Origin of the sequence: Brevibacillus fluminis, assembly GCF_052072235.1 — a bacterium.
Classification (GTDB): domain Bacteria; phylum Bacillota; class Bacilli; order Brevibacillales; family Brevibacillaceae; genus Brevibacillus_D; species Brevibacillus_D fluminis_A.
The window spans coordinates 492,268-510,242 of the sequence record NZ_CM125436.1 but is presented as its reverse complement, the minus strand read 5'-3'; the positions used below and the strand labels follow the sequence as shown (position 1 = coordinate 510,242).

The following is a 17,975-nucleotide window of genomic DNA, read 5'->3' as shown; positions in this document are numbered from 1 at the left end:
CCCTAACCCATTTTGTATTCTTTGCGTATTTTCGCTCGCAGATCGTCCGCAACATCTTATGCTGCTAGCGGTTTTGGTTATTTCCCGCCTAACCCGTACATCGAGTCAGCGATTTTGACCATCTCTTCCTCAGGCAGGTCGCCTTTCAGCTGAAACTCCACCCCATCCAGCTCCCATGTCAGCATCCTGCGGTTCTCACCCATCTGCGTCAGTACCCCGACCGTGAAGCCGAGATCAAGCGGCATGCCTTGCTCATAGGAAACAGAAGCTTCTGTAGGGCGGGATTCAGACAGCAGGTAGTTGTAAGCGCCCTGGTACTTCAAGACGACAACGCGCTGTCCATCGACTTTCACCGGTTCGATGTCCACCTGCTGAACGCCTTTTGGCAAGTAGGTTGGCTCGATGACACCGAATTGGTCGTTCGGCTGCTTCAGCGGAGTTCCGTTTGTCGCCAATGTCGGAACGGCTGTGATCGCGCTGGTCATATTACGATCTTTGTCAAAGGCGTCCTTGTCAAAAGTCGGATTGAAGGTGAATTCGTTAAATTTGATATTGACCAAGGTGTTCATATTGTTGTCCATAATTTCCGCTTGCGTCGGTTTGAAATCTTCTGTCATCCATATTTTTTGTTTCGCCAGCGAACGATTCCCGCTGTAATTGGCTTTCACCTCGAAGACATACTGCTTGTCAGCCATATTTACGACGCGTTCGTTGTCTTCCACGATGCTGTGCACCAACGTTTCGTACAAGTAGAGAGGCCCGTTGTTTTCCGGCCAGCCGCTTTGGAAACGGAAGCTTTTGTTCAGGTGAGGCGTGAGGACAAAAACCCCTTCATCGTTGCGCAGGATGATCTGGGTAATATTGCGCTGCTTGGATGTCAGCGCGACACGATACTTTGTCGGCTTGGCATACCATACTTCCACATTGTACTCCTGTGGTGTCGATCCCATTTGCAGCGTGAGCACCGCGCTGGACTTGTAGCCATTGATTTTATTGAGGTTACTGCTTAGATCCTCCACTACGTCCTCCGGCGTTTTGGCGCCAAAGCAGCCGGTGGAAATAAGAGATAACATCAACAATAGCGCGATCCAGATTGCCCTTCGTCTCATGTAACTCAACTCCTCCTAGTCTTTTTCGACACTGGAGGGAGGCCTGTCAATTTCCCAGGAAATTTGGCAGCCTGCAGCTGGCCGGACTTGTCTCTTTTGACGAAAAAGATCATGATAGATCGCCCGTTTGGCTGGCGGACAACGTGTTCCCGAACCCGTCAGGTCGTCCCTCCTACTCCATGCGATATATATCTATGTCCATTCTCGTCCCAGTATGCAGACAAGTTAGGTTCGTTCGACGATGACTTGCGCGACGACGAACTGCTTGCTGTGGGAAATGCTGACATGAAAACGCAAACGGGTCGGATCTTCTGCTGGGAAGCATCGAGCCACCGCTTCTTTTGTCACATCGAGGCATGGCTTGCCGAGCTGGTCCTTGCGAATTTCAATATCATGAAAGCCGAGGGAAGCCCCAATTCCTGTCCCAAACGCTTTGGAGGCTGCCTCCTTAACGGCGTAGCGGCTTGCTATGTATTCGGTTCTGCGCGGTTCCTTTACAGGTACCGCTGCCATTTCCCTTTCTGTCAGCACCCTGCTCGCAAGCTTTGGCTGCCGCTTGTCGATCTGTGAGATCCGTTCGATTTCCAATAGGTCGATGCCTGTTCCAATAATCACCGTATCACTCCCTGTTTCATCACGCTCCCATTGTGGCAAGTTCCAACGAAAAAATCAAATCCCTCCACAAATGGTGGAGGGATATTACAGTCGACTATTGATTGATGTTGTTTTGCTGAGCAGAACGGGCAGCAGATTGTTGGTTTTGTTTACGAACCTCTGCTACGTTTGTTTCGCTCGCAAATTCAGTCGCTGTGTTTTGCGTTTGCGCTTGTTGCGCAGCGCGAGCAGCAGATTGCTGGTTTTGGCTACGAACAGCTGCTACGTTTGTTTCGCTTGCGAATTCAGTCGCTGTGTTTTGCGCTTGTTGTTGCGCTGCTTGATTCATGTTCATTCCAGCGGTTTTATTGCGTTTCGCCATGTTTGATTCACCTCCTCCGGTACGACTATAATGTGTGCACCTTACGCGGGATGTATCCATGGAGGAAATAGTAAAAAAGAGCGGAAGGCTTTACGCCTCACGCTCTTTTATGAGCCAGCTTCTTAATAAGCGGCTTTAACTTGTTCATTTTGCATGGTTTTAATCATGTGCTGCATATCTGGCACTTGGTCCAAGATCATTTTGACAATCGGCATATGCTCGGAATTGATCGAGTAGAAAACCCATGCACCTTGGCGCGTTTCTTTCACTAATCCCTGAATACGCAGTTTGGCTAGATGTTGGGATACCGATGGTTGCGACACTTGCAATATTTCCACTAAATCACGAACACACAGGGATTGAACGTACAGCAGAGCCATGATCGTAAGACGAGTCTTGTCACCAAGCAGCTTAAACAGGTCTGCCAGATACATTAGTTGAACGATTTCTGAACCTTCCATTCTTCTCCCCCGCTTTTCCCTTTATTACATGTAACCAGTATACTATAGGAATAGTGGGATAGGGAACGAAACTTTTATGCGAAATTTTTCATGCGAAATATTTTTTTTACAATTCCCCTGCCCGCATCACCTCGACCAAATGATCCGCTGTGCGGGCTGCCAGCGCCATGACCGTGTTGGTGGGATTGCCCCCGCTGGATGTGACAAACGTGCTTGCGCCGGCGATATACAGATTCGGGATGTCGTGGCAGCGGCCGAATGAATCGACGACAGAGGTCTCGGGGTCATCCCCCATCCGACAGCCTCCCATCAAATGCGCCGTATCCTCGACAACATGCGCAGGTTTGCCCCCCATCGCCAAAATCAGCTCGTTCATCTGCTCAATCGCGTGCGAAATCAGTCGTTTGTCATTTTCTCCATAGCTGAACGTCACCCGCGCCAACGGCATTCCGTATTCATCTTTTTCATTCGCCAACGAGACTTTGTTATCGGGATTGGGCAGCACTTCGCCCACCAAGGTAATGCGCGCATACCAATTGTAATCAAGCATGGTGCGGCGCAAGTTCTGGCCCCACAGCATGGTTCCGTTTTGCTGTTCGGTCGCAATCGCGGAAGCCATTCCCACCGGCCGGGAGCCATGGGCGCTCAGCGTATAGCCGCGCGCGAATCCTCGGTCGCGGTCGGTTTCATAAAAATGCTGGGTGAGGGCGAGAACCGGCGTGCCTTTGTACAAGCGCACTTCCTCTGGAAGCAGGCCGTACACATCCTGGCTGGAATGCGGCATGATCGCTTTGCCCACCCATCCGCTGGAATTGGCCAGGCCATCGGGAAAATGCGGCGTTGCCGAATGCAGCAAAAGCCGCGGCGTCTCGACCACAAATCCCGCCAGAATCACCACTCGCGCCTTTTGGACATAACTCTCCCCATCGTGGTCAAATACGACGCCGGTTGCCCTTGTCCCATCCGTGAGCACCTGTGTCACCATGCAATCCGCCAACACTTCCGCTCCCAGATCGATCGCTTTGGGGATGTGGTGGATCAACCCGCTATACTTCGCATTGGGCATGCACCCCTGATTGCAAAATCCCCGATTGATGCAGGGCGGCCGACCGTCAAAAGGCGCTGACAAAATCGCCAGCGGAGCGACAACGCTCTCGATCCCCCGCTGCTCGCAAGCTTCGCGGAACAGCTGTGCATTGGCGCTGATCGGTTCGCGGACTGGATAAGGATACGGGCCGTTGTAAGGACCCCAGGGAAAATGCTTGGGGCCTGAAACGGCGATTTCCCGCTCGATGTAATCGTAATAAGGGGCAAGGTCCTGATAGCGGATCGGCCAGTCCTCACCGACGCCATCCACGCTTTTTGTCATGAAGTCGCTTTCGTGAAAGCGCAGGAAGACCCCGGTAAAATGTACGGTGCCGCCGCCGACACCGCGCCCGGAATTGTTGTGTCCAAGCTTGAGCGGATTGGCTCCGTCCACAAGGCGCGTTGCCTGCCAAGCCAACCGCCGGGTCGCAAGCTCGTCGCTGGCAAAATCGTGCTGCGGGTCCCAAAATGGCCCGGCCTCCAGGACAACGACCTTTAGCCCTTCCTTCGCGAGTTCGTAAGCGAGCACGCCACCTGCCGCGCCTGCCCCTACAATGCAGACATCGGCCCCATCGGCATATTTCCGCTTGGCTGCAAAATCGAGTCGCTCTTTATTCGCCATGTCGCTTTGCCTCCCACGGGTCAACCAGTCCTTTTTCCACCCGCACGTACCCGCGCGGATAAGCCGGACCGCCGTAGCCGATTTCCGACCAAATCGCCGGATGCGAGTAGCACGCGCTCACCACGTCATGGAGAAGCGTTTTGAAGAACTCTTTTTGCGGCAATGCCTCCCATGCCGCCGTCTGCGCCACCTTGCCCTCCGCAATATGGGACAAAATGTCCAGCTGGCGCTCCCGGTCAAGTGCGAGGAAGCTTGCGCGGTAAGCGGCATGACTCGCTTCGTCAATTCCCGCCAACCCTTTCCGATAAAGCTCGGGCCGCACGGGAATACCCACTTTTCGCTGCGATTCGCCGATCGGGCTGACAAGCTTTTCATCGAGATGCTCCATGACAAAGGAGAGCACTTCCTGACGATTCTCATCGATCAAAAGCGCAGCTACCGTCTGCATCTGCAACCCTTCCGCATGGGTGAAAAACCGGTTTGCCAGCTTGGCCATCCGCCGCTTGCCGACAACGTGCTGGGTATGTTCGTCCCATTCCGCATGCTGCTCCCACACGTCAAATGCCGGGTACCTTGTCGTCTCCGTCATCCCCTCACCCCCAATAAAGCGCGAGCAAACCTAATCCGCTCATCGCGCTGATCAATAATGGCAAAATGATGGGCGGCCCCACGAGGAAATTTTGGCTTTGCGAAAATCCCCCGACGCGCTGCCTCACCCCTGCGGCATGCAGCGAGGCGCCGTACAAGCCGCCTGCAACGCCAACCCACATCAAGATGGTAAACGTCCACAAAAGCCACATCGGCTGCGTAAAAGCCAATGCGATGGCCAGAACGGCAAAGACCGGCGTTTCAATGACCGGCACCCACATGGCCCAATGCCGAAAGTTTTGGCGCGAGTGAAACATGGTAACTTGGATGAAAATCAGAGCAAAAGCAAGTCCGACAAAAATCAGCAACACTCGTTCTATCGGCCATCCTTCCCACATAGCGCGATCCCCCTGTTCAGTTCGATGCAAATTTGGAAAAAAACGTTTGCTTCCTCCGTATTTTTTCCACAAACTGAGAGAGTATGCGAAATTTCTAGTGGAGGCAATCTAATGAAGATCAACCATCTGTTGTTTTCCGTATCCGATCTGGAAGCGTCCATCGCTTTTTACCAAAACGCGCTGGGCGCAAAGCTGCTGGTAAAAGGGCGCAAGCTGGCTTATTTTGATTTGGATGGTCTCTGGCTTGCCCTGAACGTCGAAGAATCGATTCCGCGAAACGAAATCCGGCACTCGTACACCCATATTGCGTTTTCGGTCACTGAGGACGAATTCGATTCGTTGGAGCAAAAACTAAAAGACCTGGGCGTAACCATCCTCCCAGGCCGTAAGCGTGATGAGCGTGACCGACGCTCCCTCTATTTTACCGATCCGGACGGACACAAGTTCGAGTTCCATACCGGCACGCGTGAAGACAGGCTGAATTATTACAAAGAATCGATGCCGCACATGACGTTTTACGAATGAGGTCCGTTTACGGAGATCGCGTTCAGCTTCCCTTGATCAACAGTGCCACGATAAGACCGGCCAACGTGAACAGTAAAGTCGGCAGCGTCAGCACGATTCCCGTTTTAAAATAAGTTCCCCAGCCGATCTTGACCCCTTTGCGCTGGAGCACATGCAGCCACAGCAATGTTGCCAAGGAGCCGATTGGCGTTATTTTTGGACCGAGGTCACTTCCGATTACATTGGCATAAATCAGTGCGTCCTGCACAATTCCGGTTGTATGCGCGGCTTTTATCGCCAGCGCATCAAACATGACCGTCGGCAAATTGTTCATGACAGACGAAAGGAACGCTGCCAAAAACCCCATGCCCAAAGCAGCTGCTACAACGCCCTGATCAGCCAGCGTACGAATCCAGCGAGCCAGCAGATCGGTTAAACCGACACCGCCAAGCCCCCAGACGACGACATACATCCCGATGGAAAACACGATGACAACCCAGGGCGCATCCTTAATCAAGCTCCACGTCTGGACGGACTTGGAGCGACGGGCCATGAGCAGGAAAAACAACGCCACCGCGTTGATAATCAAAGATACCGGGACATGCATCCATCCGCTGCAAAACAGGCTCAGTAGCAACACACCAAGAATACCCCAGGACAGACGAAACAAGGGCATGTCTTTGATCGCTTCCCGTGGCTGTGCCAGACGGCTCGTGTCATAGCTCGCGGGAATGCTCTTGCGGAAAAAGAGCAGCAGCACGACAATGCTAGCCGCAATCGAAAACAGGTTGGGCAATAGCATATGCAGCGAATACTCGGCGAATCCGATGTCAAAATAATCGGCAGACAAAATATTCACCAAATTGCTGATGATGAATGGCAGCGATGACGTATCCGCAATAAAACCGCTTGCCATGACATATGCCAACACCATCCGCTCATCGAGCTTCAATGCCCTGACCTGTGCCAGTACGATCGGCGTCAGGATGAGGGCGGCGCCATCATTGGTAAAAAAGGCGGACACCACAGCCCCGAGCAGAATCACATAGACGAACATCAAACGGCCGTTTCCTTTGGCGATATGCGCCATATGCAAAGCTGCCCATTCAAAAAAACCAATCTGGTCAAGCAGCAGTGAAATCAAAATGATCCCCACCAGCGAAAACGTCGCGTTCCAGACGATCGAGGTAACGTCCCACACGTCCTGAAAAGAAACGACGCGGGCCAAAATGGCGACGACCGCTCCTCCCATCGCGGACCATCCAATGGAAAGATTGCGCGGCTTCGTAATAACGGCAGCCAGTGTACAGGCAAAAATAACAAAAGCGACGACAGACATTCCCACGATATGAGGTCCTCCTCAGATGCATCACTATCAACAGATACTCATTATGTGTGATGGGCGAATCGCTGTAAAGGACAAAAAATGGTTGGACCCCAGGCTGTTCTCACAAAAAAGACGCCCTGTTTTAAAGGCGTCTGTTGTCTTAGCCGAATCGTCCGGTAATATAGTCTTCCGTACGCTTGTCGCACGGATTTTGGAAGATGGTTGGGGTGACATCGTATTCGACAAGCTCCCCATGCAGGAAAAACGCCGTTTTGTCGGAAATACGGGCCGCCTGCTGCATGTTGTGTGTCACGATCACAATGGTATAGGTCGCTTTCAGCTCTTCTAACAAATCTTCGATCTTGGCAGTCGAGATCGGGTCGAGCGCCGAGGTCGGTTCATCCATCAGCAAGATTTGCGGGTTGACCGCCAAAGCGCGAGCGATGCAAAGGCGCTGCTGCTGTCCGCCGGAGAGGCCGTGCGCCGGCTTTTTCAAGCTGTCCTTCACCTCGTCCCACAGTGCGGCTGCGCGAAGGCTTTTTTCCACGATCTCGTCGAGAACGCCCCGCTGGGTTACCCCATGCAACCTGGGGCCGAACGTAACATTATCATAAATGCTTTTCGGAAAAGGATTGGGCTGCTGAAACACCATGCCCACATTTTTGCGCAAAATTTCTACATCGACGGAGGATTGGTAAATATCCTCCCCTGCAATGCGCACCTGCCCTTCAATGGTGACGCCGGGAATCATATCATTCATCCGGTTCAAGGTCCGCAAAAAGGTCGATTTCCCGCAGCCGGATGGTCCGATAAACGCTGTAATGCTATTTTCCTGCATTTCGATTTGAATATTGGTCAAGGCATGTTGCGTGCCGTAATGGAGATTGAGGTCGCGTACGTCAATGATACTCATCGAGGAGCAGCTCCTTTTTTTCCTAACTATACACGCGGATTGTTGTCGTTTTGTGGTGCGAATGTAAAGGTTTTTTAAAGAAATGCGGCAAACTTTCCCGGAAAAAGAGAAAAAGCCCGAGAAATTCTCGGACTTTTTCCGGTCGATTACCGGGTAATTGGCTCGCTCACATCGACATGGCCCATCAACGATTCCACAGGTTTGCCATCCTGAATGATCCGAATGGTTTGCACCTCAGGGAATTGGAACATGGTCATGCGCAACGCTTCGATCGCCATCATTTCGCCGGTCGATCCCATGTTGTACTGGTTTTTGCCATCAGCATCGATGGTCAGCTCGCCTTTATTGAACGTGATGGAGTGGAAAGCAAAATTCGCCCAAAGCGGCTGATCCCCTTTGTTGGCCGGTTTCCCTAACAGCTCCATCGCCTTTTTGTACTTCTCGTCATCTTTTTCAAAGGTGATTTCGTGCTCTTCCTTTTCCATTTTGGTTAAATTATCGTCTGAGTAGTAAACCAGCACTTTCTGTTTTTGCTCCGCCGGTTTTGGAGCCGTCGTCTGACCCGTTCCGCTGTTTTGCTCCCCTGCCGGTGTTTCAGTTCCTTGCTGTGGTTGCGTTTGCGGTGTCGTTCCCGTCCCACATGCTGACAGAAACAGCATCGCGGCTACCACAGGCAAAAGCAATCGGCCTGTTCTCATACGTTTCATCATCCAAAATCCCCCTTGCGCTTATATCCGCTTATTGATGCTGCAAGTAATATTCGCGGATTGCTGTAGCCAACGCTTGCGCGATTTTATCCTGGAACGCAGGTGACATCAGCTGTTTGTTCTCAATCTCGTTTGTCAAAAATCCTGTCTCGGTCAACGTAGCCGGCATTTTGGTATTTTTGATCACATAAAACGGTTGAATCTGCACGGTTCGATCAGGGAAGCCGGTGGCCTTCACCAGATAGCTGTGAACGAGGCGGGCAAATGCTTCGCTGTTCGCATTGTAATAAAATGTTTCCGTTCCGCGAGAGGCAGGCGTAAACGAGTTGGCATGCACCGAAAGGAACAAGTCTGCCCCCATGTTGTTCGCAATCTCCACCCGCTGCTGCAAGGTCAGATACACATCTGTCGAGCGTGTGGCAACGACCTGGAACTCTTTATACTGCGAGAGCAGCTTGACCACTTTATTGGCGACAGCCAGATTATAATCTTTCTCTTTGTTGCCTGCTACACCGGACGCTCCATTATCATGCCCGCCATGTCCGGCATCGATGACAATCAGGTAGCCGGTTTTTCGCGGGGCCGGCTTCAGCGTTACGGACACCCCGTCCTCCTGTTGAGACAGGTCGTAATTGCTTTTTTGCGACAGCTCGACAACGACACGGACCACATCCGGCTGATATTGGCTGTAGCGGATCGTCGTGACCAGAGGCGGCTTCGGATCCGAGGCTACCGGAGCTTCAGCTGCCGTTACCTGGTTGAGCGCATCTGCCGCTACATCCTCTGATTCATTGTCGGACTCAATCCCCGAGAGCCAGGACGGCATTTCGGATTGATCGTTTACCCGGTTATTTTGCGTAGTTTCCCGGTCAGCGGAATCGTTTGCCGCGCTGGCTTGGTACGCGATTCCTTGATAGGAGCTATCCAGTCCATCCTGCATTTTGCCAGACAAATGCGTTTGCGGGAAGTCCATGACAATCCGGTGCGGCCCTTCCAATGTGAACGATGCGGGGATGACCCGGTTCGTTGTTTTGATCGTAACTTTTTCCCCGTCAACCTCTACCCCGGTAAATTTCGTATCGCGTGTAAAAGTAATGCGGCTGTTTTGTTGATCCCACTGCGTATCCGCCCCTAAAAGATCTCTCATCTCATCAAGCGGTGCAACCCGTACGGAATCAATTGTCCGCGTCTGGCGAATCGTTTGCTTATTCACCCAATCTTTCAACCCAAATGAATTGGCAAGCGCATCGACAGGTACAAAAGCTGTCCCATCGATTACGTAGACAGGAGAAGCGGCAGCCAGTCCGGAACCGTTGACAGAGACGGTCTGCGGGCTATTCACAATAACCGTTCGCGTCGCATCTTCCCAACCGACCGTAAGCCCCAGCGATTCGCTGACAAAACGCAAAGGCAACAGCATTCGGCCATTATGTACTTTCGGTGCGGTATCAAGTTGTACGTCCTTGCCGTTCTTCCGAGCAGTCTTGCGATCAAGCGTCAATTCCAGCGTGGTTTGTCCACGCACAATCGTTGCCGACCGCGATCCATCATCCCAGGTCACCGTAGCGCCCAATTGCTCGGCCACTACACGGACCGGCACAAGTGTCCGTCCCTGGTCAAGTATCGGCGGGACATCCGCATCGACATTTTTCCCTTCTACCATCAGCTTCAATTGATCTTGTGCCTGGGCTGGTGCTGCCATTGCCAGACCGGGCAGCAGGCAAAAGCTGAACAGCAGAAGCATCCATGCTGCATAACTCTTTCTCATCGCTGTCCTCCCTTAAGCTGCGTATTCTTCACACTCTATATTAGACGATGCTTGTCCATAAAAAGTTTGTAGTCTTTTCGAACTAATTGACCGAATCTGCACAATGGCGCCGAATTTTGCGGTAGCGCAGCAGCAGTACCCCGACTATAAAAAAAGAGAGAGCCGCTTCTCACAGAAGGGCTCTTCTCCTTTGGACTTGGGCTACTGCTGGCGAATTTTGCTTCAGCAAGCCGCCCATATTCCCCTGCAAAAATTGTTGAATGAGCGACATAACCGCCGGACTGGACAGCATCTTCATCGCATCTGCGACCTTTGGGTTGCCCAACTGCGGAATCACGCCGCTTAAGTGCGGCAGGAGCGGCAGCAAGTCGTCCAGTTTGATGGACGGTACTTGCACGGGTGCTTGCTCGACGACAGGCTGTGAACGCGAACGGCTGAACAGCCGGGGGGCACGGAAGCCGGATCGCCTCGCCCGCTCCTTATTTTTTTTCGCCAGCTCTGCTTTCAACAAAGCCATGTCCTGTCTCATGCCGGACAATTCCCGAACCAAGTGATCATTATGTGATTGCGACGCAACGGATAATTGATTGATCTTGGTCGTTAATTCCTTGATCTGGTCTTTTTGGGAGGATGATTTTTTCTTTTTCGTAGCGATCTCGCTCGCCCTCCCTACCTGTTCAGCCGTTTTTTGATGCTTTTGATATCATCGCTCTTTACGCCTTTTTTCTGCAGCTTGCCGAGCAAGCTTCCGACGTCTTCGGTTTTGGCCATTTTCCGGAACATCGATGCGTATTTGTTCACATCGTCGTCGGAAAGAGATTTGCCGGCTTTTTTCCCCAAATCACGGATGACTTCCTTCAAGCCGGAATCGGTTTTCAGCTTATCTTTCGAAATCCCTTTCGCAATGTTCATCCACTTATTGATGTCCATGCTTCTCCTCCTCTTGGAACAGCACTGATTGCTCACATTACACTATGACAAGAGAAGGGAACTGGATTGGTCAGATGTCCATGGCCACGAAAAAAAGAGGCACCTGACTGGCAGGTCCTCTTTTTGTATGCGTATCTTACTACTCGATGGAAGCCCATTTGTAATCGATGAAGCCCAAACCATCCATCAAAACGCCTTTTACGTTGTCCTTTTTCACGTAGGAGTTCGTATAGAAGTAGATAGGCGCGATTGGCATTTCATCCATCAAGATTTGCTCGGCTTGCGCAAGAATCGCTTTCCGTTTTTCCGAATCAGATTCCAGGGCAGATTTGTTCAACAGGTCTTGGTACTGTTTGTTTTCCCAGAACGTATCGTTGTTACCGCCATTTTTCTCTTTGAAGAGAGCCAGGAAGTTGATTGGATCGTTGAAGTCGCCGGTCCAACCGGAACGGAATACATGCGTGTTACCTTGGTGCATATCTTCCAGGTAAACTTTCCACTCTTTGTTTTCCAGTTTCACGTCAGCGCCCAATTCTTTTTTCCATTGGTCCTGGATCGCTTCAGCGATTTTCTTGTGGCCCTCGGATGTGTTGAAGGACAGTGTGATCGGCGGCAGCTTGGTGATGCCGAGCTCTTTCATACCTTCAGCCAACAATTTTTTCGCTGTTTCCACATCATGATCTTTGAAGTAGCCATCTTTGTTCAGGATCATGGATGTTGGCACCAAACCGGTTGCCGGAGCTTGTTCCGCTTGGGTTACGTTATCGATGATCGATTGACGGTCAATCGCGTAAGCAAACGCTTTACGGATTTTCGCGTTGTTGAATGGCGCTTTTGTCGTATTGAACTTGTACATATAGGTTGCAGCGATTGGCTGGATGTTCAGCTTGCCGGAATCCTTGAGCGATTGCATCGCATCGGTCGGGATTGTGCTCAGCGGCGCACCTGCCCAGTCAAGTTCACCGTTATCGAACATGGACAGTTCGGTGTTCTCGTCTTCAACCATGGAGAAGTCGATTTTGTCCAATTTGACAGCATCTTTATCCCAGTAGTTATCGTTCTTGACCAGCGTCAGCTTGCTCTTATGCTCCCAAGCCTCCACTTTGAATGGACCGTTACCCACGTGGGTTTTCGCTTCTGTCGCCCATTTTGGATCAGCAGTTACGACTTTTTGGTCAACCGGGTAGTACGTGTAGAAAGCGGTCAGCTCCAGGAAGTATGGAGTTGGGTTTTCGAGTGTGACTTGAAGCGTTTTGTCGTCCAACGCTTTTACGCCAACATCATCGATTTTCGCCTGGTTTTTGTTGAATTTTTCACCGTTCTTGATGTAGTACAGCTGATAAGCATAGTTGGAAGCTGTTTTTGGATCGAGCGCGCGCTTCCAGGCGAATTCAAAGTCTTTCGCTGTTACAGGATCGCCATTGCTCCATTTGCTGTCGCGCAGATGGAACGTGTACGTCAGCATGTCTGGCGAAACATCCACTTTTTCTGCAACGGATTCATGCGGTTTGCCGTCTTGACCGGTACGAGTCAAACCGTCAAACGTCGCGCGGATTACCGCACCGGAAGTCGAGTCTTCCGCGATGCCTGGGTCGAGCGTTGGCGGCTCGGAGTGCAGGTTCAGACGAAGAGTTTGTGGGCCGTTATTTTTCGCTGGTTGTGCAGCGGAACCATTGTTATTTTCAGCAGGTGCTGGAGCTGCCGAGTTGCCACCGCAACCTGCAAGCGCAGCGCCTAAGACGAGAACAGAGCTGACAAGGACAAAAACATTCTTTTTCAACTTATTTTTCCCCCTTAATCAAAAATCTTTTATTAGAATACAACTATTTGAAAAATTTTTAAACTATATTGAAGTTTATTTAATTATGTTTTATATTTGGTTATTTTCATTAACATCGATAAAGAGAATTAAAGTTGCGATTAAAATTTATTTGTTTATAAACTTTTTCATTTACTAAGTGTTTCATAAAGAAGTATACTGGTGCTACTTACCATTCGCAGAAATCAGGTGAAAAACATGAAATGGCTTTCCGCCTATCCAAAAGAGGCGATCGTGTTCGTTGCAGCTAGCTTTGTGAACTCTTTAGGTAGCGCTTTCATGTGGCCGCTGACCACACTGTATGTCTATCATGAGCTTCACCGTCCTATGGCTGATGCGGGATTCGTTCTCATGCTCCAATCGTTGGCCGGAATCGCGGGGCAATTTATCGGCGGAAGCCTGTTTCACCGCCTTGGCGCCAAGTCCCTGATCGTCGGCTCGTTGTTATTATGTGGCATCTCTCAGCTTTCCATACTTTTTACCCGTGATTGGTCTGTCTATGTTTTCATCATGTCTCTGCTCGGGCTATTAAACTCTGTCTCCACTCCGGCGATTCAGGCGTTCATCGGGTTTCGCTGGAAAGAAAAGCGGAATGAGCTGTTCAATATCGTGTATGTGAGCAACAACATCGGGATGGCGATCGGTACGTCGTTGGCCGGGGTCCTCGCTTCGCTCAGCTTTTCGTTCACGTTTCTGTTCAACAGCTTGAGCACGATCGGTTTCGCGCTTTTTATTCTTTGGTTCATGCGGGGCATGACGCTGGTGGATAAACGGGAGGTCAGCGTAAGCGCGATTTCCAATCTATCGGAGCAAAGCCCCCTCTATCTCTTGATGCAATACCGGATTTATTTGTTTATCGGACTTGGCTCCGCCTCCATCTGGTTTTCGATGGCGCTGTGGAATTCGGGCGTCGCGCCTTACTTGACCGATATGGGCTACAATTACACCGCCTACAGCTTCCTTTGGACCGTGAATGGCGTGGTGATTTTTTTCGGACAGCCGATCACTTCTTTGATCAAACGGCTTTGGGCCCGCACGATTTCCGCCCAACTGGTGGCGAATGCGATCTGCTACGGCTGCGGGTTCGGCTTTATCCTGTTTTATCATGACAGCTATTACATGCTCGTGCTGGGCATGGTGATCATCACATTGGGCGAAATGCTGATGGCCCCGGCGATTCCCGCTTTCATTAGCGAAAAAACCGGCCTCGCCGCCCCGTTTTATCTCGGCGTCGCAGGTAGCTTCGGCAGCATCGGCAGGGTTCTCGGACCGCTCTTGTTCGGACGGCTGTACGATGAAGGCGGTATCACCCCGGTGCTTTTGCTGGGTACCGTCGTATCGGTCGTGGCGATCTTTCTCTTTTTGTTCCATGCCGCATTCAATCGCGAAACCCCAGGAAAACATGCCAAAAACCACCCTGCCTCATAAACGGGGTGGTTTGTTTGTTACAACAGTGCTGCTATCATCGACACCGCTGCCTGCAAAAGCAGCAACAGACGGCATCCCCATTGAAAGGAACGCTTGCGCTCGGTCTCATTGATCGGAAAAATTGCAAGCCGGCCAGGGGCCTGCAGATGCTTCCGAATTCCGGCAAGCTGACTGCGCGCGATCAGGAGAAACAGTGCGGCTACGATGATTTTGACATACGGATTGGGCAAAATCATGACCAAGAAGGCTCCTAGCAAAACGAGCCGGACATAGACGCCCGCATAGTCTCCCGAACGGATGAATGTCTTGAAAAACAACATGCGCGCCGCATTCGACTGGCGGTACGGGATCAGCGTGGCAACCCAATCGAGCCAGCGGCGCGGCTTGACACGGTGCTGCAGTGCAGGAATGTCGGTGAACTGGTTGACGATTCGATAAAACCTGTTTTTCAGTCCGTTTTCCATCTCCAACAGCGCGTACCATTTAAGCGAATGCCGCGACCGTATCCTTTGCAGCCGGACGTGAAACCAGAAGAGCGGAACGATGCACAAAAGGCCGCCAAACGGAATGTGCCGATAAGCGAACAGCTGCCCCTCACCAAGCGTCCAAGCGATCACATAGTACGTATAAACGAATCGCGCCAGCGTCAGCAGCCGCTGACCTCGCCTCTCAGGCAGCCGCAGCACGATCCAGCTGCTGTACACATTCCAGCCTTTCAGCACCAACGGCACACACCAGTAAAACACCAGCTGCGTCTGCCCCACCCCCATCGTCCCCGTATACATCGGTGAACAGATGAGAAGCAGGACGCACAGCCAGACGCTCTGCACGAAAAAATTGTAGCGCTTCGTCTTTTGAAAATACCGGCTCATGTCGGTTTCGAGCGGCGTGAGGAAAAGCAGGTCGGCCTCCAGCAGAAACGTCCGATGCGGACATCTTGCAGTGAAGACAGCGAGCAAAAGCGCGAGAACATACGGAACCGGCAGCCACGGTGGAATCAACTCAACGAAGCTGCGGTAATAAAAGGCGAGGATTCCGCCCAGAATGATGGTGAAAAAAAGCACGCCTCCATTGGCCAGATACTGCGAATAGCGCACGAATTCGATGGAGAACCGTCTGAACCGCTCGTGAAATAACGCATCAACATCCAGCTTCACGATTGATCCCCATCCTCTACGATCTGAAGATAAATGTCATCCAGCGAATGGTTGTGCAATCCTGTGGAACTGCGGAGTTCTTCCAGCGTCCCTTGGGCCTTGATCTCGCCTTTGTGCATAATGAGAAACCGATCGCATACTTTCTCGGCCGTTGCCAAAATGTGCGTCGACATCAAAATGCCTGCCCCTTGCTCCTTGCACCGGTTGAGCCAGTTCATCAGCGACCGGATCGCCAGCGGGTCCAATCCCAAAATCGGCTCATCGATGATATAAAGAGGCGGCTCGACGAGCAAGGCCATCATAATCATGAGCTTTTGCCGCATGCCCTTGGAAAATTGCTGGGGGAATCGCTCCTTCATCCCCTCCATCCGAAACTCTTTCAAGAGCGGCTCCGCACGTTCCATAAGGACTGATCGCTCCAGCCCGTGGCTCATGGCCATTAATTCCAAGTGCTCCCATAGAGAAAGTTCTTCATAATAAATGGGCGACTCGGGAATGTAGGCGTACGAGAACCGATATGTATCGGGATCGGTTTGAAACGTTTTTCCCGCGATGCTGACTACCCCTTCTCTCGGCTCCAGCAACCCAAGAATATGTTTGATGGTCGTGCTTTTTCCCGCGCCATTCAAGCCGATCAGCGCCACGATTTCCCTTTCGTTGACACGGAAGGAGACATCCTTGATGACCGGCTGGCTCGCAAAATACCCGCCTGATACGCCTTTCACTTCCAGAAGGCCCGACACCTGATCCCCTCCTTTTTCTTGTAAAAAAACCACCCAACGAAAATGGGTGGTCTTGTTGTGGTTACGATTTCGGAAAATGCAGCTCAGGCAGCTTGTACCACTCGCCCGACATCCATTCGCCCGCTTTCCAGCGCAGCACATCCGCGCGAACCAGCGGCATGATCTCCTGGAAAAACGCCAGGCGTTCGATCTCGTCCATCGGCGTGAAGGCATTCGCCTCCGCCACATCCTGCTCCAGCTCGCTCATCTTGCTTACGCCGAGAATCGCGGTGCTGACCGGCAAACTCCATGTATAGCGCAATGCCTGGCTGGTCCATGGCGCAAGTTTGCCGAGCGCCATCACCTTCATCCCGATGACAGCGACACCTTTTTCCACTGCCAACGGAACAAAATCGTGCGCAAAGCTGTAGATGAAATGATCCAATGCCGAGAGCGCCACCAGCGCGCTGTCAAACGGGAAGCGACGGATCGCTTCGGCCAGCAAGCGCGGATCGGTGTGGCCGCTGATGGAGAGCTTGCGGACAAGCCCTTGCTCGCGCGCCTCCATCAGCGCCTGAATCGCACCGTCTTTGGCGAACGCCGCTTCCAGATCTTTGGGCTGCATGACATTGTGGATGCGCCATTCATCGACATAATCGGTTTGCAACCGCTTCAAGCTGCCTTCCAGATCGCGCAAGGCGGCATCCCGCGTGCGGCCGCCGGTTTTGGTCGCGATGTGAACGCGATTGCGCAGTCCTTGAAGCCCAAGGCCCACCCGGGATTCCGACTGACCGTCGCTATAGCTGGGGGCGGTATCAAAATAATTGACCCCCAGCTCTACCGCACGGCGAATAATTGCGACCGCCTGCTCTTCGGTACAATCATGTTCATCAACGATGCGCTGTGCACCAAAACCGAGCAGCGATACTTGAAACGGGTCTCGTCCGTACGCTCGCGTTTGCATTTATTTGCAGTATTTGTCAAAGGCAGTCGTGAGCAGATGAGAAATGCCTTCCAACGAGTTGTTTTCAATTTGATGGCGCTCCACCATTGCAACCAGCTCGCCGTCTTTCAACAGGGCGAAGGATGGGGATGATGGCGGATAGCCTGTGAAGTATTCGCGCGCTTTTGCTGTCGCTTCTTTGTCTTGTCCAGCGAACACCGTGTAGAGATGATCCGGTTTCGCTTCGTTGTTCAGCGAGTGCACCACGCCTGGACGCGCCAAGCCCGCTGCGCAACCGCAAACGGAGTTCACGACAACCAGAGCGGTACCTTTCATGTTGGAGAAAGCCTGTTCCACTTCCTCTGGCGTACGCAGTTCGGTGAATCCGTGGCGCGTCAATTCATCGCGCATCGGCTGGATCACTTGGTTCATATATGCCTCATAAGACATCATCTTTGGATCACTCCTCTTGTTTTGGTAAAAACGCCTCGGCGTTTTTGGTGTGATGCATTCGGTG

20 protein-coding genes are annotated in these 17,975 nt (G+C 51.8%); 2 read left to right on the top strand and 18 right to left on the bottom strand.

Annotation, left to right across the window (positions count from 1 at the left end; genetic code table 11):
- Positions 1-77: 77 nt before the first annotated feature.
- From ACTID9_RS02875 to ACTID9_RS02845, 7 genes are all read right to left on the bottom strand, one after another.
- Entirely contained in the window at positions 78-1,109 is a 1,032-nt protein-coding gene (locus ACTID9_RS02875) for a DUF4367 domain-containing protein (RefSeq protein ID WP_441069758.1), read from the bottom strand.
- A 225-nt stretch (positions 1,110-1,334) separates the two neighbouring features.
- Complete coding sequence (acpS, locus tag ACTID9_RS02870; RefSeq protein WP_441069757.1) at positions 1,335-1,724, bottom strand: holo-ACP synthase; 390 nt, start codon at positions 1,722-1,724, stop codon at positions 1,335-1,337.
- Positions 1,725-1,818: 94 nt separating this feature from the next.
- A complete protein-coding gene (locus ACTID9_RS02865) occupies positions 1,819-2,085 on the bottom strand; it encodes a gamma-type small acid-soluble spore protein (RefSeq protein ID WP_441069756.1) in 267 nt (88 codons plus the stop codon).
- 122 nt (positions 2,086-2,207) lie between these two features.
- Positions 2,208-2,546: an ArsR/SmtB family transcription factor gene (locus tag ACTID9_RS02860; RefSeq protein ID WP_441069755.1), complete on the bottom strand. Its 339-nt coding sequence runs from the start codon at positions 2,544-2,546 to the stop codon at positions 2,208-2,210.
- A gap of 106 nt (positions 2,547-2,652) precedes the next feature.
- On the bottom strand, positions 2,653-4,254 hold the full coding sequence (locus tag ACTID9_RS02855) for a GMC family oxidoreductase (protein WP_441069754.1): 1,602 nt from the start codon (positions 4,252-4,254) through the stop codon (positions 2,653-2,655).
- The gene (locus ACTID9_RS02850; RefSeq protein ID WP_441069753.1) at positions 4,244-4,843 is read right to left on the bottom strand and encodes a gluconate 2-dehydrogenase subunit 3 family protein; all 600 of its coding nucleotides are present in this window, start codon (positions 4,841-4,843) and stop codon (positions 4,244-4,246) included. Before ACTID9_RS02850 ends, ACTID9_RS02855 begins: the two co-directional genes overlap by 11 nt.
- A gap of 4 nt (positions 4,844-4,847) precedes the next feature.
- On the bottom strand, positions 4,848-5,240 hold the full coding sequence (locus ACTID9_RS02845; protein WP_441069752.1) for a hypothetical protein: 393 nt from the start codon (positions 5,238-5,240) through the stop codon (positions 4,848-4,850).
- 111 nt (positions 5,241-5,351) lie between these two features.
- Between ACTID9_RS02845 and fosB the strand changes: the two genes are divergently transcribed.
- Positions 5,352-5,765 carry a metallothiol transferase FosB gene (fosB, locus tag ACTID9_RS02840; protein WP_441069751.1) on the top strand — a complete coding sequence of 138 codons (414 nt, stop codon included), beginning with the start codon at positions 5,352-5,354 and terminating at the stop codon, positions 5,763-5,765.
- Positions 5,766-5,787: 22 nt separating this feature from the next.
- Here fosB and ACTID9_RS02835 read toward each other — a convergent pair whose 3' ends face one another.
- From ACTID9_RS02835 to ACTID9_RS02805, 7 genes are all read right to left on the bottom strand, one after another.
- On the bottom strand, positions 5,788-7,083 hold the full coding sequence (locus ACTID9_RS02835; protein WP_441072376.1) for an arsenic transporter: 1,296 nt from the start codon (positions 7,081-7,083) through the stop codon (positions 5,788-5,790).
- Between the two features lie 148 nt (positions 7,084-7,231).
- A complete protein-coding gene (gene pstB / locus ACTID9_RS02830; RefSeq protein ID WP_441069750.1) occupies positions 7,232-7,984 on the bottom strand; it encodes a phosphate ABC transporter ATP-binding protein PstB in 753 nt (250 codons plus the stop codon).
- A 146-nt stretch (positions 7,985-8,130) separates the two neighbouring features.
- Positions 8,131-8,694 carry a GerMN domain-containing protein gene (locus tag ACTID9_RS02825; RefSeq protein WP_441069749.1) on the bottom strand — a complete coding sequence of 188 codons (564 nt, stop codon included), beginning with the start codon at positions 8,692-8,694 and terminating at the stop codon, positions 8,131-8,133.
- Between the two features lie 28 nt (positions 8,695-8,722).
- Entirely contained in the window at positions 8,723-10,459 is a 1,737-nt protein-coding gene (locus tag ACTID9_RS02820) for an N-acetylmuramoyl-L-alanine amidase (protein WP_441069748.1), read from the bottom strand.
- Between the two features lie 169 nt (positions 10,460-10,628).
- Positions 10,629-10,976, bottom strand: coding sequence for a hypothetical protein (locus tag ACTID9_RS02815; protein ID WP_441069747.1), 348 nt, complete (start codon positions 10,974-10,976; stop codon positions 10,629-10,631).
- Between the two features lie 152 nt (positions 10,977-11,128).
- Entirely contained in the window at positions 11,129-11,389 is a 261-nt protein-coding gene (locus ACTID9_RS02810) for a hypothetical protein (RefSeq protein ID WP_441069746.1), read from the bottom strand.
- 139 nt (positions 11,390-11,528) lie between these two features.
- The gene (locus ACTID9_RS02805; RefSeq protein ID WP_441069745.1) at positions 11,529-13,169 is read right to left on the bottom strand and encodes a peptide ABC transporter substrate-binding protein; all 1,641 of its coding nucleotides are present in this window, start codon (positions 13,167-13,169) and stop codon (positions 11,529-11,531) included.
- A 237-nt stretch (positions 13,170-13,406) separates the two neighbouring features.
- Here ACTID9_RS02805 and ACTID9_RS02800 point away from each other — a divergent pair, with 237 nt between their 5' ends.
- Complete coding sequence (locus ACTID9_RS02800; protein WP_441069744.1) at positions 13,407-14,636, top strand: MFS transporter; 1,230 nt, start codon at positions 13,407-13,409, stop codon at positions 14,634-14,636.
- Between the two features lie 17 nt (positions 14,637-14,653).
- Here ACTID9_RS02800 and ACTID9_RS02795 read toward each other — a convergent pair whose 3' ends face one another.
- The 4 genes from ACTID9_RS02795 to ACTID9_RS02780 all read right to left on the bottom strand — a co-directional run bounded on the left by ACTID9_RS02795 (position 14,654) and on the right by ACTID9_RS02780 (position 17,911).
- Positions 14,654-15,793, bottom strand: a complete 1,140-nt coding sequence (locus ACTID9_RS02795; RefSeq protein WP_441069743.1) for an ABC transporter permease — start codon at positions 15,791-15,793, stop codon at positions 14,654-14,656.
- Positions 15,790-16,536 (bottom strand): ABC transporter ATP-binding protein, encoded by a 747-nt coding sequence (locus ACTID9_RS02790; RefSeq protein ID WP_441069742.1) that lies wholly within the window; start codon positions 16,534-16,536, stop codon positions 15,790-15,792. Before ACTID9_RS02790 ends, ACTID9_RS02795 begins: the two co-directional genes overlap by 4 nt.
- A gap of 61 nt (positions 16,537-16,597) precedes the next feature.
- Positions 16,598-17,479 (bottom strand): aldo/keto reductase, encoded by an 882-nt coding sequence (locus ACTID9_RS02785; RefSeq protein WP_441069741.1) that lies wholly within the window; start codon positions 17,477-17,479, stop codon positions 16,598-16,600.
- Positions 17,480-17,911: a BrxA/BrxB family bacilliredoxin gene (locus tag ACTID9_RS02780; RefSeq protein WP_441069740.1), complete on the bottom strand. Its 432-nt coding sequence runs from the start codon at positions 17,909-17,911 to the stop codon at positions 17,480-17,482.
- Between the last annotated feature and the right edge of the window lie 64 nt (positions 17,912-17,975).

Excerpts from the sequence above, each read along its gene's own strand:
- ACTID9_RS02875 (WP_441069758.1), bottom strand. The coding sequence starts at position 1,109 with ATGAGACGAAGGGCAATCTGGATCGCGCTATTGTTGATGTTATCTCTT.
- ACTID9_RS02865 (WP_441069756.1), bottom strand. The coding sequence starts at position 2,085 with ATGGCGAAACGCAATAAAACCGCTGGAATGAACATGAATCAAGCAGCG.
- ACTID9_RS02860 (WP_441069755.1), bottom strand. The coding sequence starts at position 2,546 with ATGGAAGGTTCAGAAATCGTTCAACTAATGTATCTGGCAGACCTGTTT.
- ACTID9_RS02855 (WP_441069754.1), bottom strand. The coding sequence starts at position 4,254 with ATGGCGAATAAAGAGCGACTCGATTTTGCAGCCAAGCGGAAATATGCC.
- ACTID9_RS02850 (WP_441069753.1), bottom strand. The coding sequence starts at position 4,843 with ATGACGGAGACGACAAGGTACCCGGCATTTGACGTGTGGGAGCAGCAT.
- ACTID9_RS02845 (WP_441069752.1), bottom strand. The coding sequence starts at position 5,240 with ATGTGGGAAGGATGGCCGATAGAACGAGTGTTGCTGATTTTTGTCGGA.
- fosB (WP_441069751.1), top strand. The coding sequence starts at position 5,352 with ATGAAGATCAACCATCTGTTGTTTTCCGTATCCGATCTGGAAGCGTCC.
- ACTID9_RS02835 (WP_441072376.1), bottom strand. The coding sequence starts at position 7,083 with ATGTCTGTCGTCGCTTTTGTTATTTTTGCCTGTACACTGGCTGCCGTT.
- pstB (WP_441069750.1), bottom strand. The coding sequence starts at position 7,984 with ATGAGTATCATTGACGTACGCGACCTCAATCTCCATTACGGCACGCAA.
- ACTID9_RS02825 (WP_441069749.1), bottom strand. The coding sequence starts at position 8,694 with ATGATGAAACGTATGAGAACAGGCCGATTGCTTTTGCCTGTGGTAGCC.
- ACTID9_RS02820 (WP_441069748.1), bottom strand. The coding sequence starts at position 10,459 with ATGAGAAAGAGTTATGCAGCATGGATGCTTCTGCTGTTCAGCTTTTGC.
- ACTID9_RS02815 (WP_441069747.1), bottom strand. The coding sequence starts at position 10,976 with ATGGCTTTGTTGAAAGCAGAGCTGGCGAAAAAAAATAAGGAGCGGGCG.
- ACTID9_RS02810 (WP_441069746.1), bottom strand. The coding sequence starts at position 11,389 with ATGGACATCAATAAGTGGATGAACATTGCGAAAGGGATTTCGAAAGAT.
- ACTID9_RS02800 (WP_441069744.1), top strand. The coding sequence starts at position 13,407 with ATGAAATGGCTTTCCGCCTATCCAAAAGAGGCGATCGTGTTCGTTGCA.
- ACTID9_RS02785 (WP_441069741.1), bottom strand. The coding sequence starts at position 17,479 with ATGCAAACGCGAGCGTACGGACGAGACCCGTTTCAAGTATCGCTGCTC.
- ACTID9_RS02780 (WP_441069740.1), bottom strand. The coding sequence starts at position 17,911 with ATGATGTCTTATGAGGCATATATGAACCAAGTGATCCAGCCGATGCGC.